At 47.0% G+C, this 14,549-nt stretch carries 26 protein-coding genes and 3 pseudogenes; 14 read left to right on the top strand and 15 right to left on the bottom strand.

The genetic code is table 11. The annotated features are described in order from the left end of the window. Positions 1 to 100 precede the first annotated feature (100 nt). From JCM11216_RS14940 to JCM11216_RS01430, 7 genes and pseudogenes are all read left to right on the top strand, one after another. Positions 101 to 505: a helicase-related protein gene (locus JCM11216_RS14940; protein WP_243674835.1), complete on the top strand. Its 405-nt coding sequence runs from the start codon at positions 101 to 103 to the stop codon at positions 503 to 505. Further along, positions 502 to 822 carry a hypothetical protein gene (locus tag JCM11216_RS14935; RefSeq protein ID WP_243674758.1) on the top strand — a complete coding sequence of 107 codons (321 nt, stop codon included), beginning with the start codon at positions 502 to 504 and terminating at the stop codon, positions 820 to 822. The genes JCM11216_RS14940 and JCM11216_RS14935 overlap by 4 nt, the downstream gene beginning before the upstream one ends. 196 nt (positions 823 to 1,018) lie before the next feature. Then, positions 1,019 to 1,684, top strand: coding sequence for a helix-hairpin-helix domain-containing protein (locus JCM11216_RS14930; protein WP_243674757.1), 666 nt, complete (start codon positions 1,019 to 1,021; stop codon positions 1,682 to 1,684). A gap of 388 nt (positions 1,685 to 2,072) precedes the next feature. Then, entirely contained in the window at positions 2,073 to 2,417 is a 345-nt protein-coding gene (locus JCM11216_RS01450; RefSeq protein WP_054853068.1) for a hypothetical protein, read from the top strand. Further along, entirely contained in the window at positions 2,414 to 2,764 is a 351-nt protein-coding gene (locus tag JCM11216_RS01445) for a glycosyltransferase family 4 protein (protein WP_054853067.1), read from the top strand. The genes JCM11216_RS01450 and JCM11216_RS01445 overlap by 4 nt, the downstream gene beginning before the upstream one ends. A gap of 133 nt (positions 2,765 to 2,897) precedes the next feature. Beyond that, a pseudogene (locus JCM11216_RS14925) lies at positions 2,898 to 3,954 on the top strand (M20/M25/M40 family metallo-hydrolase). Positions 3,955 to 4,020: 66 nt separating this feature from the next. Continuing rightward, a pseudogene (locus JCM11216_RS01430) lies at positions 4,021 to 4,579 on the top strand (50S ribosomal protein L22). Here the strand turns inward: JCM11216_RS01430 and JCM11216_RS01425 are convergent. Genes JCM11216_RS01425 through JCM11216_RS14920 form a run of 3 tightly spaced genes read right to left on the bottom strand, consistent with a single transcriptional unit; the run spans position 4,573 to position 5,756 of the window. Further along, complete coding sequence (locus tag JCM11216_RS01425) at positions 4,573 to 4,929, bottom strand: twitching motility protein PilT (RefSeq protein WP_243674756.1); 357 nt, start codon at positions 4,927 to 4,929, stop codon at positions 4,573 to 4,575. The pseudogene JCM11216_RS01430 and the gene JCM11216_RS01425 overlap by 7 nt on opposite strands. 15 nt (positions 4,930 to 4,944) lie before the next feature. Continuing rightward, a complete protein-coding gene (locus JCM11216_RS01420) occupies positions 4,945 to 5,592 on the bottom strand; it encodes an NAD(+)/NADH kinase (RefSeq protein ID WP_054853063.1) in 648 nt (215 codons plus the stop codon). Beyond that, positions 5,586 to 5,756: a hypothetical protein gene (locus tag JCM11216_RS14920; protein ID WP_243674755.1), complete on the bottom strand. Its 171-nt coding sequence runs from the start codon at positions 5,754 to 5,756 to the stop codon at positions 5,586 to 5,588. Before JCM11216_RS14920 ends, JCM11216_RS01420 begins: the two co-directional genes overlap by 7 nt. A 98-nt stretch (positions 5,757 to 5,854) precedes the next feature. On the opposite strand from JCM11216_RS14920, the gene JCM11216_RS01415 reads away from it, so the two are divergent. Then, entirely contained in the window at positions 5,855 to 6,256 is a 402-nt protein-coding gene (locus JCM11216_RS01415) for a translation initiation factor IF-5A (protein ID WP_054853062.1), read from the top strand. A gap of 6 nt (positions 6,257 to 6,262) precedes the next feature. Here JCM11216_RS01415 and JCM11216_RS01410 read toward each other — a convergent pair whose 3' ends face one another. Together JCM11216_RS01410 and JCM11216_RS01405 are read right to left on the bottom strand one after the other, a co-directional pair. Then, a complete protein-coding gene (locus tag JCM11216_RS01410; RefSeq protein ID WP_054853061.1) occupies positions 6,263 to 6,832 on the bottom strand; it encodes a DUF655 domain-containing protein in 570 nt (189 codons plus the stop codon). 15 nt (positions 6,833 to 6,847) lie between these two features. After that, the gene (locus tag JCM11216_RS01405; RefSeq protein ID WP_054853060.1) at positions 6,848 to 7,201 is read right to left on the bottom strand and encodes an RNA polymerase Rpb4 family protein; all 354 of its coding nucleotides are present in this window, start codon (positions 7,199 to 7,201) and stop codon (positions 6,848 to 6,850) included. A 114-nt stretch (positions 7,202 to 7,315) separates the two neighbouring features. Between JCM11216_RS01405 and JCM11216_RS01400 the strand changes: the two are divergent. Next, positions 7,316 to 7,643 (top strand): annotated as a pseudogene (locus JCM11216_RS01400) (50S ribosomal protein L21e). Here the strand turns inward: JCM11216_RS01400 and JCM11216_RS14915 are convergent. Genes JCM11216_RS14915 through JCM11216_RS14900 form a run of 4 tightly spaced genes read right to left on the bottom strand, consistent with a single transcriptional unit; the run spans position 7,644 to position 8,887 of the window. Further along, on the bottom strand, positions 7,644 to 7,790 hold the full coding sequence (locus tag JCM11216_RS14915; protein ID WP_243674754.1) for a hypothetical protein: 147 nt from the start codon (positions 7,788 to 7,790) through the stop codon (positions 7,644 to 7,646). It abuts the pseudogene before it with no gap. After that, positions 7,778 to 8,038: a hypothetical protein gene (locus JCM11216_RS14910; RefSeq protein WP_243674753.1), complete on the bottom strand. Its 261-nt coding sequence runs from the start codon at positions 8,036 to 8,038 to the stop codon at positions 7,778 to 7,780. Before JCM11216_RS14910 ends, JCM11216_RS14915 begins: the two co-directional genes overlap by 13 nt. After that, a complete protein-coding gene (locus JCM11216_RS14905) occupies positions 7,990 to 8,604 on the bottom strand; it encodes a THUMP domain-containing protein (protein ID WP_243674752.1) in 615 nt (204 codons plus the stop codon). The genes JCM11216_RS14910 and JCM11216_RS14905 overlap by 49 nt, the downstream gene beginning before the upstream one ends. A 22-nt stretch (positions 8,605 to 8,626) precedes the next feature. Next, positions 8,627 to 8,887, bottom strand: a complete 261-nt coding sequence (locus tag JCM11216_RS14900; protein ID WP_243674751.1) for a hypothetical protein — start codon at positions 8,885 to 8,887, stop codon at positions 8,627 to 8,629. Between the two features lie 60 nt (positions 8,888 to 8,947). On the opposite strand from JCM11216_RS14900, the gene JCM11216_RS01390 reads away from it, so the two are divergent. Next, positions 8,948 to 9,493, top strand: a complete 546-nt coding sequence (locus JCM11216_RS01390; RefSeq protein ID WP_054853059.1) for a hypothetical protein — start codon at positions 8,948 to 8,950, stop codon at positions 9,491 to 9,493. A 345-nt stretch (positions 9,494 to 9,838) separates the two neighbouring features. On the opposite strand, the gene JCM11216_RS01385 is transcribed toward JCM11216_RS01390, so the two are convergent. After that, positions 9,839 to 10,222 (bottom strand): dTDP-4-dehydrorhamnose 3,5-epimerase family protein, encoded by a 384-nt coding sequence (locus tag JCM11216_RS01385; RefSeq protein WP_243674750.1) that lies wholly within the window; start codon positions 10,220 to 10,222, stop codon positions 9,839 to 9,841. Positions 10,223 to 10,370: 148 nt separating this feature from the next. Here JCM11216_RS01385 and JCM11216_RS01380 point away from each other — a divergent pair, with 148 nt between their 5' ends. From JCM11216_RS01380 to JCM11216_RS01365, 4 genes are read left to right on the top strand one after another with little or no spacing between them, the layout of a single operon-like run. After that, complete coding sequence (locus JCM11216_RS01380) at positions 10,371 to 10,664, top strand: ArsR family transcriptional regulator (protein ID WP_054853058.1); 294 nt, start codon at positions 10,371 to 10,373, stop codon at positions 10,662 to 10,664. Positions 10,665 to 10,678: 14 nt separating this feature from the next. Beyond that, the gene (locus tag JCM11216_RS01375; RefSeq protein ID WP_054853057.1) at positions 10,679 to 10,942 is read left to right on the top strand and encodes a hypothetical protein; all 264 of its coding nucleotides are present in this window, start codon (positions 10,679 to 10,681) and stop codon (positions 10,940 to 10,942) included. A gap of 52 nt (positions 10,943 to 10,994) precedes the next feature. Beyond that, on the top strand, positions 10,995 to 11,375 hold the full coding sequence (locus JCM11216_RS01370) for a roadblock/LC7 domain-containing protein (RefSeq protein WP_054853056.1): 381 nt from the start codon (positions 10,995 to 10,997) through the stop codon (positions 11,373 to 11,375). A gap of 39 nt (positions 11,376 to 11,414) precedes the next feature. After that, the gene (locus tag JCM11216_RS01365) at positions 11,415 to 11,825 is read left to right on the top strand and encodes a secondary thiamine-phosphate synthase enzyme YjbQ (RefSeq protein WP_054853140.1); all 411 of its coding nucleotides are present in this window, start codon (positions 11,415 to 11,417) and stop codon (positions 11,823 to 11,825) included. 11 nt (positions 11,826 to 11,836) lie between these two features. Here the strand turns inward: JCM11216_RS01365 and JCM11216_RS01360 are convergent, their stop codons facing one another. The 5 genes from JCM11216_RS01360 to JCM11216_RS01350 all read right to left on the bottom strand — a co-directional run bounded on the left by JCM11216_RS01360 (position 11,837) and on the right by JCM11216_RS01350 (position 14,473). After that, positions 11,837 to 12,328 carry a DUF151 domain-containing protein gene (locus JCM11216_RS01360; RefSeq protein ID WP_054853055.1) on the bottom strand — a complete coding sequence of 164 codons (492 nt, stop codon included), beginning with the start codon at positions 12,326 to 12,328 and terminating at the stop codon, positions 11,837 to 11,839. A gap of 41 nt (positions 12,329 to 12,369) precedes the next feature. Continuing rightward, the gene (locus JCM11216_RS14895) at positions 12,370 to 12,732 is read right to left on the bottom strand and encodes a His/Gly/Thr/Pro-type tRNA ligase C-terminal domain-containing protein (protein WP_243674749.1); all 363 of its coding nucleotides are present in this window, start codon (positions 12,730 to 12,732) and stop codon (positions 12,370 to 12,372) included. An 84-nt stretch (positions 12,733 to 12,816) separates the two neighbouring features. Beyond that, positions 12,817 to 13,143 carry a hypothetical protein gene (locus JCM11216_RS14890; RefSeq protein WP_243674748.1) on the bottom strand — a complete coding sequence of 109 codons (327 nt, stop codon included), beginning with the start codon at positions 13,141 to 13,143 and terminating at the stop codon, positions 12,817 to 12,819. Positions 13,144 to 13,163: 20 nt separating this feature from the next. After that, positions 13,164 to 13,670, bottom strand: coding sequence for an ATP phosphoribosyltransferase regulatory subunit (locus tag JCM11216_RS14885; protein WP_243674747.1), 507 nt, complete (start codon positions 13,668 to 13,670; stop codon positions 13,164 to 13,166). Between the two features lie 38 nt (positions 13,671 to 13,708). Continuing rightward, on the bottom strand, positions 13,709 to 14,473 hold the full coding sequence (locus tag JCM11216_RS01350; protein WP_054853054.1) for an A24 family peptidase: 765 nt from the start codon (positions 14,471 to 14,473) through the stop codon (positions 13,709 to 13,711). Positions 14,474 to 14,549 lie beyond the last annotated feature (76 nt).

The following is a 14,549-nucleotide window of genomic DNA, read 5'->3' as shown; positions in this document are numbered from 1 at the left end:
GAAGCTTAGAGAGGGTGTGTACTATGATGGAGTTATTTACTATGCTGATGGGTCCAGGGAGACTATTAAGGACTTGGGCAATCCCGTATTAACGCTTGTGATGGATACGATAATTAATGGCGGTCAAGCTCTTGTATTCACTAACTCAAGGGCAAACACGGTCAAGCTCGCCCAGCAAATCGCCCACTACGTATGCAATTACGGCACAAAGCTCATAGAACCCAACGCATTAGCGAGGATTTCTGGCGCGATAATCGAGGCCTCCCAATCCAAGTTGCTTGGTGAGGAGTTATCGAAAACTGTTAGATGCGGTGTTGCGTTTCATCATGCTGGTCTCGACATGGAAACTAGGACAATCATAGAATCATCCTTTAGGGATAGGCTGATCAAGGTCGTTGTTGCGACAACGACATTGGCCGCAGGCGTTAATTTACCGGCTAGGAGGGTTATTATCCATGAGTATAGGAGGTACGAGCCGGCATTGGCATGGAGGAGCTCCCCGTGATGGAGTACAAGCAGATGGCCGGTAGGGCCGGTAGGCCTGGGCTTGACCCGTACGGCGAGGCTATACTCATTGCCAGGGGGGGCGAGGATGAGGTTGATTACCTAATTAGGAACTATATAGGTGCTAAGGTTGAGGACATAAAGTCCAAGTTCCTGACTGATAAGAACCTGGCCACGCACATGCTATCGGCAATAGCCAGCGGCTATGCCTCGAGTATTGATGACGTGATGAGGTTCATATCATCAACCCTCGGATACGTGCAAGGTGGCTTTCACAGGAATGAATTCCTTAGAGACCTGTTGAGGAGGAGTAGATGACATCATTAACTTTCTGGTTGAGTCGGGGGGGTTCCTTGAGAGGAGGGATGATTACATATCCGCAACAGTACTGGGTTCATTACTAAATAACCTATACCTGGACCCGTACACGGCGAATACCTATATTCGTGGACTTAGGACTAGGGATGAAACTAACAACCTAGGCTACGTTCACTTAATTGTTCAGTCACCGGAGGTGCCGAGGCTGAGGGTTAGGAGGAATGAGTTCGAGGATTACCTGGAACTCGTACTCGATAACTGGGATTACCTATTGATTAAGCCACCAATTACTAGGGATGAAATTGAGAATGGGGAGTTTGAGGATGAGGAGGTTGAGGATTACCTCTCCACAGTGAAGACCGCAGTGATGCTCCTTGACTGGGCTAACGAGGTTTCCGAGGATGAGCTGTACAAGAACTATGACGTGGGGGGGCCCGGTGATTTGAGAGTATATAGTGACTTGATGGATTGGTTAGCCAGCGCGGTGACTAAGCTCGCCAATGCCCTCAACATGAGAAGACATGAGGAGAGACTGAACATACTTAGGTGGAGGTTGACATACGGCGTTAAAGATGAGTTGATTGAATTCGTAACAAACCTCGAAGGCATTGGCAGGGCCAGAGCTAGGGCACTTTATAATGCTGGCTTCAGGAGCATTGAGGACTTGGCCAATGCGGATCCGAGGGTCATAAGCACTATTAGGGGTTTTGGTGATAAGCTTGCCCACTCGATAGTTGAGCAGGCCAGGAAATTAATTAAGGAGGGTAAAGTAATGAAACCATCAACGGTGGAGGTTACGAGACAAGAGGGTAGTAAATCGGGTTATAATAGGAGACGTGGTTCATTGCTTGATTACCTCTAATTTATTGTTGAGCGGCCATGCCATACTAACGTGAGACTAATAATGAGTGGCAGAGAATTGCGAAGGGAAATTAATATTTATAATAATCCTGCGCCTATTCAACCTAATTTATGCTTGTAAATATTATAGTAAGTAGGAATAAGGTTTCTGGGGAAATGAGGACTGGGGTAAGGCTGAGACTTGAATACCCACCCCCCCAGGCATTAGTTATAAAGTTATTAATGAAACAATAAATTCATCAAAGTGGTTTCTCAAGGCTATAATAGAGCCCATATACTCCCTTAAGATTAAGGGTCTAACCCATGCATTCTTCCTGAACCTCTTCATACCACGCACACCCTGGGTTCAGGAGATTGACCAACCAATATTCAACTTATTCGAGAAGTACATGGGCAAATCAAGGAGGGACTCACTATATGGGCTTGCTGTAAAGACCTTTAGGTACTTATTCAATAGGGATAATGTGGTGATGATAACCTGGACGCAATGGAGTAAGGAGGGCCTTGAGGAGGAGGGGGGGTTTAGGGACGTTAGGGTTGTGCCACCACCAATGAGGACGAGCTTTAGGAAAATCGATAATAAGATAACAGTGGGCTTCGTCGGCGTTGAGTATCATAGGAAGGGTGGTGATATTGCAGAGAACGTAATGTCTAAATTACCAAGGCATGTTAGGAAGGTTTATGTTGGTAAAAGCCCAAGGAGGATTGAGGGTATTGAGTACACAATCCAATGAGGAGGGATGAACTACTTAAGTTAATGGCTGAGTTTGACGTGCTTCTCTTCCCAACCAGGGGGGGTGAGGCTTATGGATTCACGGCGCTCGAGGCTATGAGCATGGGCATACCTGTCGTTGCGTCTAACGTGGATTCAATGCCCGAGGTTGTTGGCGACGGTGGCATATTGTGCGAGGTCGATGACGTTAAGTGCTTCCTGGATAGTGCTAAGGAGCTCATAAACTACCCTGATTACGCCATGGAGCTTGGCGCCAGGGCTAAGGCTATTGTTACCCAAAGGCACTCACCGGGTATTGTTGGTAAGGAATTATTAGCAATATATAATGAATTAAGTGAAGATGAGTGAATTCACTAGGCAGGTAATTAACGTATTAATGGACCTAATTGGGCTGAGGACGGTAGCACCGCCTGGCGAGAATTACCTGGAAATCGTAACTTACCTAGATAGGTTGTTAGTGGACTTTGGGTTGAGTACGAGGATGATTGAGGTACCTAAGCCAGTGATTGAGAGGTATTATCCTGAGTATATTGATTACCCAAGATACATACTAGTGGCTGAGCTGTGTAATTCCAGGGACCATAGGATTCATTTTAATGCCCACTATGATGTGGTTCCTGGAGGGGGAGGTTGGTTAATTACGGAACCCTTTAGGCCCGTTCTTATTAATGATAGGATTTACGGTAGGGGCGCGTCTGATGATAAGGGCGGTGTGACAGCCTGGTATTACTAGCAAAGAAACTTAGTGAGGCTAAGGACTTTCATGGGTGTGTCGAATTCTCCTTCACCCCGGACGAGGAGATCGGCGCTTAACAGGCGTTAATTACCTCATCGACCAGGTTAGTAAGCCTGATTACGCCATAGTGGCAGAACCCACTGGGCTTGACACTGTGTGGATTGGTAGTATGGGAATACTACAGTTGGATGTTATTGTTAGGGGGGGCATACCAAGCCATGCCGCGCAGCCTTGGTATGGAGTTAATGCCTTCGAGGACGGTGTTAGGGAGGCCTATGCATTAATTAAGGAGTTGAAGCCTAGGATTGAGGGTAGGCAGTTCATGGGCGAGAGGGCGGCCATTACGTTAGGAGGTTTCGTTAGGGGGGGTGGTAATTCTCGTAATCTCGTGCCTGATTACTTTCAATTTTCAATAGATAGGAGGATACTACCAAACGAGGATGTTGAGACCGCACTTAATGAATTAATAAATTACATGAACGAGTTAAGGGGCGGTATTAAATCGGCCATAGATATTTACGTAGTAAGTAAGATAGAATCTGCACTAAATGATCGATCAAGGTTGTTAAATAAGTTGATTAATGCCATAGGTAATGTACTACGTATAAGTCCCAGGGTAGGCGTATCAAGGGTTCCTGTTGACACTCGTTACTTACAGAGAGCCGGCATAGACGCATTGACATATGGACCTGGCAATATCAACAGTGCCCATGGACCTGACGAGTACGTAGAGGTTAATGACATTATTAAGTCCATATATGTATACTTACAATTGATCAAGGAGGTCTATAGTGACGCGTAGGTTATTTGCCTCGTGAATTACGGTAGGTAAATATTTTTATATTGCATTACTCGCGTTGGTTTGGGTATGGCTAGGATTGACTGGAGCATTGATGCCGAGGATATCATCAAGAGGGTTAGGGAGACTTATGGAGCGAGTATTACCGAGGACCAAGTGGTTAAGGCCCTCGGTTATGAGTATAGGATTAGTTGGAAGAAGGCTGTTGAGGTTGCCAGGTTCATTAGGGGGGGCTTCACCATTAAGCAGGCCGAGGAGTACCTGAATAACGTCATTAAGATGAAGGCTCCAATACCAATAAGGAGGTTCACCAAGAAGCAGGCGCACCACACAACGCCCTGGGAGGGCTGGCCAGTGGCCAAGTGGCCCGTTAGGGTTGCCAAGGCCTACCTGGAGGTTCTTAAGAACCTCGAGAACAATGCCAATTATAGGGGGTCTCAATGTTGATAATGTGGTTATTGTCCATGCTGCCGTTCATAAGGGTCGTAAGATCAGGAACTACATGCCCAGGGCCTTCGGTAGGTCAACACCCTGGTTCCAGGACACCGTAACGATAGAGTTGGCCGGTGCCGAGATACCTGAGGAGAACGTGCCAAGGAAGCTCAAGTTAAGGCCAAGGCCCTACTGACGCCTTCTCAGGAAAACCACTGAATACCTAATCTTCAATTTCCTAAGGAATTTTATCAACATTGAATCATCAGTAATCACCAGCGGATTTTTATTCCTCAATCTCATGGCCAGGACTATTAATGAAACATCGGCATCACTTAGTAACCTCGGTATATGATAATTCCTCCGGGCGTTGGCAATCTCATCCTCACTAATCTCATAAACGCTTATATTTAGTATTTCAGGTATAACAACCGCCCTAGCATCCCTTAACTCACTGATCACGTAATTCGTAGTCACCAGGTCACCCATATCCATTAATGGGCGTAAATCCCTCATATGAAGTATCGCCGATGTGTCAAGTATCACAGTATCCCCCAGGGCTCATGGTATGAATAACCTCCTAAACAACCTATCATACATCCTATACTGACGAGTCCTGATAAACCTAACCCTCCGGTCACCCGGCGTAATACGTATCTCGGCACCCCCCCTCTGCGCAACAATGCCGTCACAGAGTATGTGGGCCACCTCACTCGTTAATACCTTAATTGGTATCTCGTATGGGTGTATAATGGGGACCAAGGCCCTGGAGAAGGGTGCTAGGGGGGGTACTATTAACTTCACGGCCAACCTAATATCGACCGCCGGGCCCCCCCCTGCCGCTAGTGCGTATGCCGTGGAGCCCGTGGGCGTCGCTATTATGACGCCATCCATCCTAGCCCTTATTAACTCCTCACCGCTATTCTCAACAATCGTAACATTTATTAAGTGGCCAGGATCAACGCCCTTAACCAAGACCTCATTTAACGCGGTGCACTCGAAGTCCACGGCAATGGCCTTTAACGTGAGTCTCTCCTCAATCGTGTACTCACCCTTAACTATCTTATCAAGAACCTGAGGTAACTCCCTGGCGCTCACGTCACTTAGGTAATTAACCCTGCCAGTACCTACATGAAATATGGGTATGTCCGTGGAATTAATAATTTCGTGTAAAAACCTTAGTACTGTCCCATCTCCGCCAATCACCATGCTATATCAACGCCCTGAGCGCCGTCCCATCTCGGTATGCCGAGGTTCTTAACCTCCACGTCCCTGGCAGCCACTATCTCTACGCCATTACTACTAAGCCTATTGATTATCAACTTCGCCAATGCGTAATCCTCGTACTTGCCAATATAAATCATTATCCTCATTAATACCAGGTTAATGCAGATAGGTGAATTAATAAGTAATTTCTCAGGGAATTACTTCGATAGAAAACCTTTTATTAGCTTTAGGTATATCGACTTGTATGTCAACGAAGCCGACGGAGGCAGGTTCTGTGAAGGAGGGCAGTTACCTAATGATTGATGGGGGGGAACCATGCAAGATAGTCGAGGTTGAAAAGAGCAAGACTGGTAAGCATGGCTCTGCCAAGGTGAGGATTGTGGGTATTGGCGTCTTCGATAATGTTAAGAGGACCCTAATAGTGCCTGCCGATGCCCAGGTCGAGGTACCAATTATTGAGAAGTTTGTTGCACAGGTCGTGGCTAAGGTCGGTGATTCCTGGCAGTTGATGGACTTGAGGAATTACACAACGTTTGAGGTCCCGCAGAATCAAATTGAGGAAGATATTAAGGGTAAAATCGAGCCGGGCGTTGAGGTTGAGGTTTGGGATATTGCAGGTAGGAGGAAGATAATTAGGGTTAGGTAGTTAAAATTAACTAACGAAGATCCTATACTGATCAGCACCCTGCAGCTCCCTCAATATCCTATCAATAATTAACTTCTCAGGGTCAATACCAACCCTACTCTTAATATCCTCAAAGGACTGGAAGGACTTCTTCCTCCTCTCCTCAAGTATCTGCCAAAGGGTCTTCTTACCAATGCCCCCCCTGAGAAGCTCGAGACTATGCATCTTAAGGGTTATTGGCCCAGCCTTATTGAAGAAGTCCACGAACTTACTCTCCTGGGCCTTAACAATCTTAGCAACAACCTCGGGGAGCGCGTTCTTGGCCTCATTAGTGAGTTCGTCATAGTTAATCCTCCTGACAATCTTATTCACCTTATCCCTGGTCCCACTACCTATGTAAACCCTCTCACCAACCTCGGCAGTGACGTTAGGCTTAAGCGTTAACTCAAGGAGCGTGAAGAATTGCTCACCAATGGCCTGCACATAGGCCTCATTCCTTGGAAACCCCCCCTTCTTGATGAGGGACGGGTCCTTAATGAGCATTTGCTCCGGAGGTATTACGTCAAGTACGTATGCATAGTCCTCCCTCTTAACCATTCAGAACACCCCCCCTTAAGAACCCCCCCTGGCACTCTTTAGTAGGTTCAGGATTTCCTCAACATCCTTATCGCTGAACTCCCTCTTCTCGGCCCCCCCGAGTAATACCCTAAGTTCATCGGCGGTCTGAGGCATTAAATCAACTATCTGAATGGCTGTTAACCTAGCCAGGCCAAACCTCTTCATTAATTCCGAAATTAATTCCCTAGCCTTGTCAGAACCGACCTTAGAGAATTTCCTGAGGTAGTCCAGGGTGTTGTTGACGACCTCGTTGGTAATCCCAGGATTAACACTGACTAGTTTCTCCTCGAGAATCCTGAGTGCCTCGGGCATGGAAATATCCTCAGAATTAATGATACGCTTAACCACAATTAAATCCCTAATAAAAATCCCTATTTAAATTTAAGGATTGGTGAACATAGATCATTAATGAGGGGGGGAATGCTTAAATACTCCATAGAATTGTGGTGCTTGGGGGGGTTCATCGTGCACCGAACACACGGCCTACGCTACAAGTCAAGGAAGCTACTGGCAAAGAAGCCCAGGGAGAAGGGTAGGCCAGGGATTTCCAGGTGGCTCTATGAGTATAAGGTCGGTGATAAGGTCGTAATCGACATAGACCCAACATTCGTAACCACGGCACCCCACAGGAGGTACCAGGGCAAGGTAGGCACAATAATTGGTAGGAGGGGGTAAGGCCTACGAGATCGAGATATACATTGGCGGTAAGAGGAAGGTCATAATAACGACACCCGACCACATAGTACCCTTCAAGGCCCAATCCACCGAGACTAAGGCATCCGCATCATGATCAATCACTTATGCCGAGTATATCAACCTCAATAGGCCTAATACCAAAGCCCAGCGTGCCAGCAATACTCGGCTCGACATCACCGAAACCACCATGTACAAAACCCCTAATGTATAGGTTGCCCTGACACCTAATCAGGAACTCCACAAGCCTACCCTAACAACCCTACCATCAAGCTCGTAAACCATGCTAACCCTCCTCCTAACCCTACGACCACGCCTAAACACCTGAACCACCTGCCTATTCCTGAAGTATTCACGTAGCGACTTAATGTTATCGTCGGTGACCGGGTTATCCGTAATTGCCAGGACCCTGTACGTAATTACGTAATCCCTGACCCTAGCCTTCATCCTAACAACTGCGGAGGCCCTAACCCTGGATAGGTTGTCAAGCACAACGTCATAGTCTGAATCCCTAAGTAATGCGTAAACATCATTAATGCCGGTCTCTTACTGGGCCTAATTACCTGCAGTATTACTGGTCTACCGTTACCAAGGACCCTGACGCCCATTGGATCCTCACCGCCGGTGTGTATTACCACGTCCTCAGCCCCCCCATAGGCCTGCATCACCCTATCGATGGGCCACCTTACCTGTCCCTCCTCATTAACTAGCCTATGTACCTTCCTATACCTAGCCGATATGTATATTGGCATTACCTGCGTCTCCACGGAGCCCGTGTTAATGTCTATGACCACCTCCACGTCAGGTTCCTCCCTATTGAATGGTACGCCGAGTATTGCTGAGACCCTCTTACCCAACTCCCTATTTATCTCGCGCTTGATGGACTCGGCACTCGATACGTTGAACTCGGTGGTTATACTTAACTCCCTACTCAGGATATCCAGCGGCACCTTACTACCAAGCCTAAAGGACCTAAACTCAATACCAAGGGACCTAAGGCTATTCGCAATATTATCGGCCCACTCATTAAGCCTAGTGAAGATGTTGTCGCCGCACACGTAGCATTTGACCGGCGATACATTAATCCCCCATGTTACCTAGGAATTTTATGCTTGGTTCATGACCACTCATCGCCAGCGCCTTAATATCATTGAGCAACTCATCGCTTAGTCCCTCATTTAATATCCTCTCGTGAATCCTCATTAACAAGTAGTCCTTAATCGCCCTACCCCCCCTCTCCTCATTATCAAGCCCTGTGCCTAACCTAGCGAATAACCTGCCAAGGCAGTGATTGCATAGTGGGTACTTCCTCAGTATGTCCATGGCCCTCTCAATACTCATACCAACGCGTATACTGGACGTAGTATAAGTATATTAAAGCATATAATTAAGAGGTTCTTCGTGAACCCTTACCTAATTGGCGCCTTCATGAACGAGTGCTCAGTGAGTTGGAGAAGCATTGAGGGTTTTTCTGACGCCGTTGACTACGTGAGGTCATTGGAGCCGGGGGGGATCACCATGAGTAATAATATTCTCAAAGCAACAGGTAGTCTATGCGATGAGGTAAGTAAAATCCTGCAGAAACCAACCAGGTTACTAATGTTTTTCAACGTTAATGATTGGATTAAATTGCTCAGAGGGCTTTATGACTTTTATGGGGGGGAATTAATCGACCCAGAACCCAGCCTTGATGTCCCCAATTTCGTACTCAGCATTAGGATACCGAATAAATCACTGGGGGGGCTTGCATTGAGGATTGCATTGAAGTTCCTGGGTATTAATAGCAATGTATTTCCCGGCAATGACGGCAAACTCTACCTGGTGATCCACGAGAGGGAATCAATAGCCAGGTTTATAAAGACCGTGAAGCCGCATTTAGACCCTGAACTGAACATAGCCCTGAGAAATAAGTGGATCAAGCATTACATAGCTCTGGCGAACCCTTAGTGATCATTAAGGAACCGCCTCAGCCGGTTTAGGCCTCGCCATCGATCGGCGTGGGTTCAACTCATCATTGCAATTACTATTTAAGGGACTGCATATTAAGCTTTGTTGTGATGATTAGTGATCACTGATTTAACAGTGATGATGCGTGTGAGGACTGATCATATTGGGTAATCGAAGTTAGTCTCTGCCTGCCTAAGTGGCGGGCATTTACTGTCCTTCTCACTGATTATCACGTTTTCCCTAATTGGCCATGGTATGCCTATTTCAGGGTCATTCCAGGCAATGCACCTCTCATGTTGTGGGCTGTACTCCTTGGTCTGTAGGTATAGGAATAGAGTGTCATCCTCAAGGGCTTGGAAGCATGGGCGAAGCCTGGCGGTATCCAGAGAAGCTTGGGTTGTCGGCAGAGAGCTCCACCATTACGTACTTACCGAACCAGGGAGAGCCCCCCCTCCTGACGTCGACTGCCACGTCAACCACGCGGCCCTTGACCACTGTTACTAGTTTTCCCTGCTCCATGGGCTTGAGTTGGTAGTGTAGTCCGCGTACGACACCGCGTCTTGACTTGCTTAGGCTTACCTGGACGAAGTCGTGGGGCACGCCACCGGCTAGGAAGTCAGTCCTCTTGTAGAGCTCTGCGAAGAAGCCCCCCCTTATGTCTGGGAATACCACGGGCTCTACGAGTATTACGTCAGGTATCTCAAGCCTCACGAAACTCCTAAATGGCATACTTCCCATGTGCAATTGCTGAGTTAATAAGGAGTACCTCATGGACCCTTATTAGGTATTTTGGTTTTTGGAAAATGGTTAATAAGTCGGTTATTAGTCATTGGCTTGATGAACGCTGTCATTAAGCCCGAGATAATAGTGACACTGAATGGAAAGGGCGGGGGTTGCTATTCCCAGTTACGATAGTGAGTACGTGCTGATGAGGGAGAGGGACTTCAATGCAATACTTGATAATATTAACCTGGAGATAATGCTCACAGTAATAGGCGGTAATAATAGTTTCACACAGATAATGAGGAGGACTGGGTTGCAGAGGGGTAAGTTATCGAGGCATTTAAGGAGACTCCTCAACTCAGGCTGGGTTGTTAAGGAGGGTAGTAGGTACTTACCGAGTGGTCGGATTTACGTTGTTTATGAGGTCAGGGACGTTAATGGGAGATAATACTCAGTATATTGATGAATAAGGGCGCGTTCATAGACCCAATTCACGGACTCGTGGTAATAAACGGCGAACCCCCCCTAACCAACTACTGCTCAACCTGCCCGCTCAGGCAGGCATGCGTCAATAATGTTAAGTCCTTGGCGAGGAGGTACGGGATTGAACTAAGGGGGGGTGCCGAGCCTAGTGAGGCTTATGTGGAGTTGTTTAGGGAGTTGGTTAGGAGGGATTTGATTAAGAGGTTGAGGGGGGGTGGTTGGAGGATTGTTGTTAGGAGGTAGGCGAATTGAAAGTTATATTTATATTCTCCCCAGAAGAAAATAGATAGAGCGTATGGAGGAGATAAAGGAACCAATGGGTAAGATTGTCCAGGACTTCCTGAACACAGTGGGTAGCATCAGCGGTGTCTACATAGCGTCACTAGACGGGCTTTTAATTGCCCACGCGTCTAGGATTAATGTTGACCCGGACCGCGTGGCCGCCATGATCGCGTCATTGAGTGCCGTGGGTGACAGGGTTAGTAAGGAGTTGCTGAATGAGGATTCAAACCACTCAATTGTTCAAGCCCGCGCGGGTTACATAGTGATTAAGAGGGTTGATAACTTCGTGATTGGCGTTTTGGTTCAGGGTGGTGATGACTCAACGATTGGGCTCACAATGCTTGAGTTGGAGAGGTTAATCTCCACGATTAAGAAGCAGCTGAGGCGATTATGAAGTAAGGTTTTACTAAGTGCGTGGTAGTACTTGGGTAGTATGAGGGTTGTTACCAAGGAGGTTACTGTACAAAGTAGGAAACGTAGGGAGGTTATTAACGTAACAAGCCATGTTGAGGAATTCGTTAGGGAGTCAGGTATTAAGAATGGAATGGTACTTGTATTTTTACCGCACGCAACCTCGGCCCTATTCGCCAATGAGGATGAACCGCGGGTAAGGAGGGATTACGAGAACCTATTCGAGAGGTTAGTACCTGCCGATGGCAATTACTTTCATAATGAGATCGATAATAACGCAGACGCCCACTTACTGACAACAATCTTCAAGCAATTCTATGTATTACCCATCGTTAATGGCGAACTCATTCGCGGAACATGGCAAGAAGTCTTCCTTGCAGAATTCGATGGGCCTAGGAATAGGCGCATGGTTCTTGTGGCTATTGGTGAGTAGTACCAGGTAATTCATAGGTTTTTGTTAAAGCTGAAGCCATACCTCGCCCTCAACTCCCTGTAATTCTCAAGTGGTTCTGCGTAAGCCGCGAGGTGGTCAGCCACGTATATAGGTGCCCCAAGCCTCACGGCTATTGCGGTGGCATCGCTGGGCCTAGCGTCGAGTTGGAAGGTCTCGTTCGTCCTGTTATCCTTTACGAATATTGTGGCTAGGTAGACACCGTCGATCATGGCATCTATAGTCACCCTCTCCACTACGACATCGAGCCTATTTATTAAGTCGACGAGTAAGTCATGGGTTAATGGCCTATGAAAGGTCACCAGTCCCAAGGCCTTCTTTATTGAGAATGAGGCGGTTATGTCGATCCTTATGGGTAGTACCTTGTCATCCCATTCCTCTGTTGTGAACAGCATGACTGCGACGCCCTCTTCAGGTATTTCAATTACATCGAGAAGGTCCGCCTTTAGGTACTTTGAATTACCTGAACTTTCCTCCCTAACCATTACACTGATATTTAAGCAACCCCTTTATTTACTTATTTACCCTAGGCATTAATCCCGAACTCAGTAAGTGGGACGTCCCTTTCACTCCAGCTGCTCATGTCCCTAACCTTAACGAGGCCCTGGGAAACCTCCCTGGGACCAACTATCACGAAGTACCTTACGTTTATCTTGGAGGCATACTCAAGGGCACTCCTAAGGCTCTTCTCACCCGTGTCAACAATGACCCTACTGCCACGGGCCCTCAAATTACCCGCTAATTTATAACCAAGCATCAAGTGGTTCCTTTCGTTGCTAAGTACATACACGTAGTAATCAACTTGCGGAAGACCACGCTTAAGCGAACCCCTCTGTTCAAGTACTTCGAGTAACCTCTCAATGCCCATGGCGAATCCCGAGGCTGGCATTGGCTTACCGCTGTAGATCTCGATTAGGTTATCATACCTACCGCCACCCCCCCCACTGACAGCTTATAATCCGGTACGTACATCTCAAAGACTATGCCCGTGTAGTAATCGAGGCCCCCTCACAATGCCCATGTCAAGGTCCATGTAACTGCGTATGCCATACATGTCGAGAAGCTCTATTAACTCGCTATAGTACTTAATGAATTCATTGTCAACGCCAAATTCCCTAAATGAGTCGATGGCCTTATCAATACCCTCACTAGTGCTGGCTAGCTTAAGGACCTCCTGAGATGTGTCATTATTTAACCCGAGATCCCTCAGCATCCTTAGTAACTCATCATCAGGCACCTTACCCCCCCTCTTATCCATTATCCTGAGAACACCAGGTCTAAGATCATTGGAAATGCCCAATTTGCCGAGTATTTGATCAATTACCCTCCTGTCGTTGATTCTAACCCTGAAATCACCAATATTGAGCGCCTGAGCGCCTCAACACCGATGGCAAGGACCTCAGCGTCAGCCCTAACGCTTGAGGAACCTATGAACTCAATACCGAATTGGTGAAACTCCCTATACCTACCGTGCTGCGGCTCATCGTAACGCCAAACCTTCGTTATGTAGTACCACCTGATCGGTTTCGGCACATCGACCCTGTACGACACGACCCTGGCCACAGGCACGGTCATGTCGAACCTAAGCCCAACCTCCCTACCGGCTTTATCCTTGAAGTAGTAGATCTCGTTAATTACGTCTTCGCCGGCCTTGGCCTTAAGTATTTCATAGTGCTCCAGGGCCGGTGTCTCAACCCTTAGGTAACCGAAGGATTCGGCGACCCTGGCCAGTTTATCGAAGATCTGCATCATTGGGTAGTACTCCTCAGGCGTTAGGTCTTTCATTCCCCCCCTGACAGGCCTTAGGTCCTTGTCATCAAATACCACAGATCACCGATACAGTGGTTAAATAAAAATTTTCGTGTTCATAGTGAGGACAGGGCAAGCGTTAGGAAGTTTGCATGGGTTATTATGTACATTACTAGGCCGAGGGTTATGGGTACTATGAATGGTATGTGATATGAAGTCAGCACTGGCGTGTCCACGTTGATCCTGCCCTGGGACAACCACTCAATTAGTAATTCCCTGGGGTCATCAACCTCAAGACCAAGCCTAATCACTGGTTGGAAACCACCGTCAGCGGGTTCCTGGGATATTGCGTAGTTATTGGGGTTTCTAAAGACCCTATGTGCTGGTACGCACATGAGGGTCACCAGGTATATTATCCTGCTGAGCCCCCCCTTAACCCTGGATAGGGCCTCGCAATTACTGCTGTACTTAATGTTTTGAATTACATTGTAGGGCATGTATATTATCAGGGCTATGATTAGTGAATTAATCAGTACTGATAATGGCGTGATATTTATCACAGTTAGTGCTGGGCTGGTCATGGGTAGTGTGGGTATTGAGGCTGATATGAAGGCTATGGACTTAGAGTCTGCACCACCCATGGCCCTCAACCAATAGACCGACAATGCGAATATCGAGCCAATGACCACATTAATGATGTATAGGATTAATTGATTTAGTGCGATGGCCACGTACAAGCCAAGCGGTATGCATATTATTGAACCTATTATCCATGTCCAGTCACTGATTTCCCTAGTCCTTAAATCCTGCGCAGAGGCCGCGATTTGAATAATCACTACCACTAGGTAGTCCATCATGAGCAATGCGTATGGATTTACCATGAATTTACGATTAATTAAAACCTGACTGGAGTTATTAAGATTAATGCTTGGTGAGTTAACAACGGGTATGTGGGTA

The sequence above is a fragment of the Vulcanisaeta distributa JCM 11216 genome (assembly GCF_001315985.1).
GTDB lineage: Archaea > Thermoproteota > Thermoprotei > Thermoproteales > Thermocladiaceae > Vulcanisaeta > Vulcanisaeta distributa_E.
Note: the sequence above shows the minus strand (reverse complement) of the source record. Positions and strands in the feature narration are given on the sequence as shown.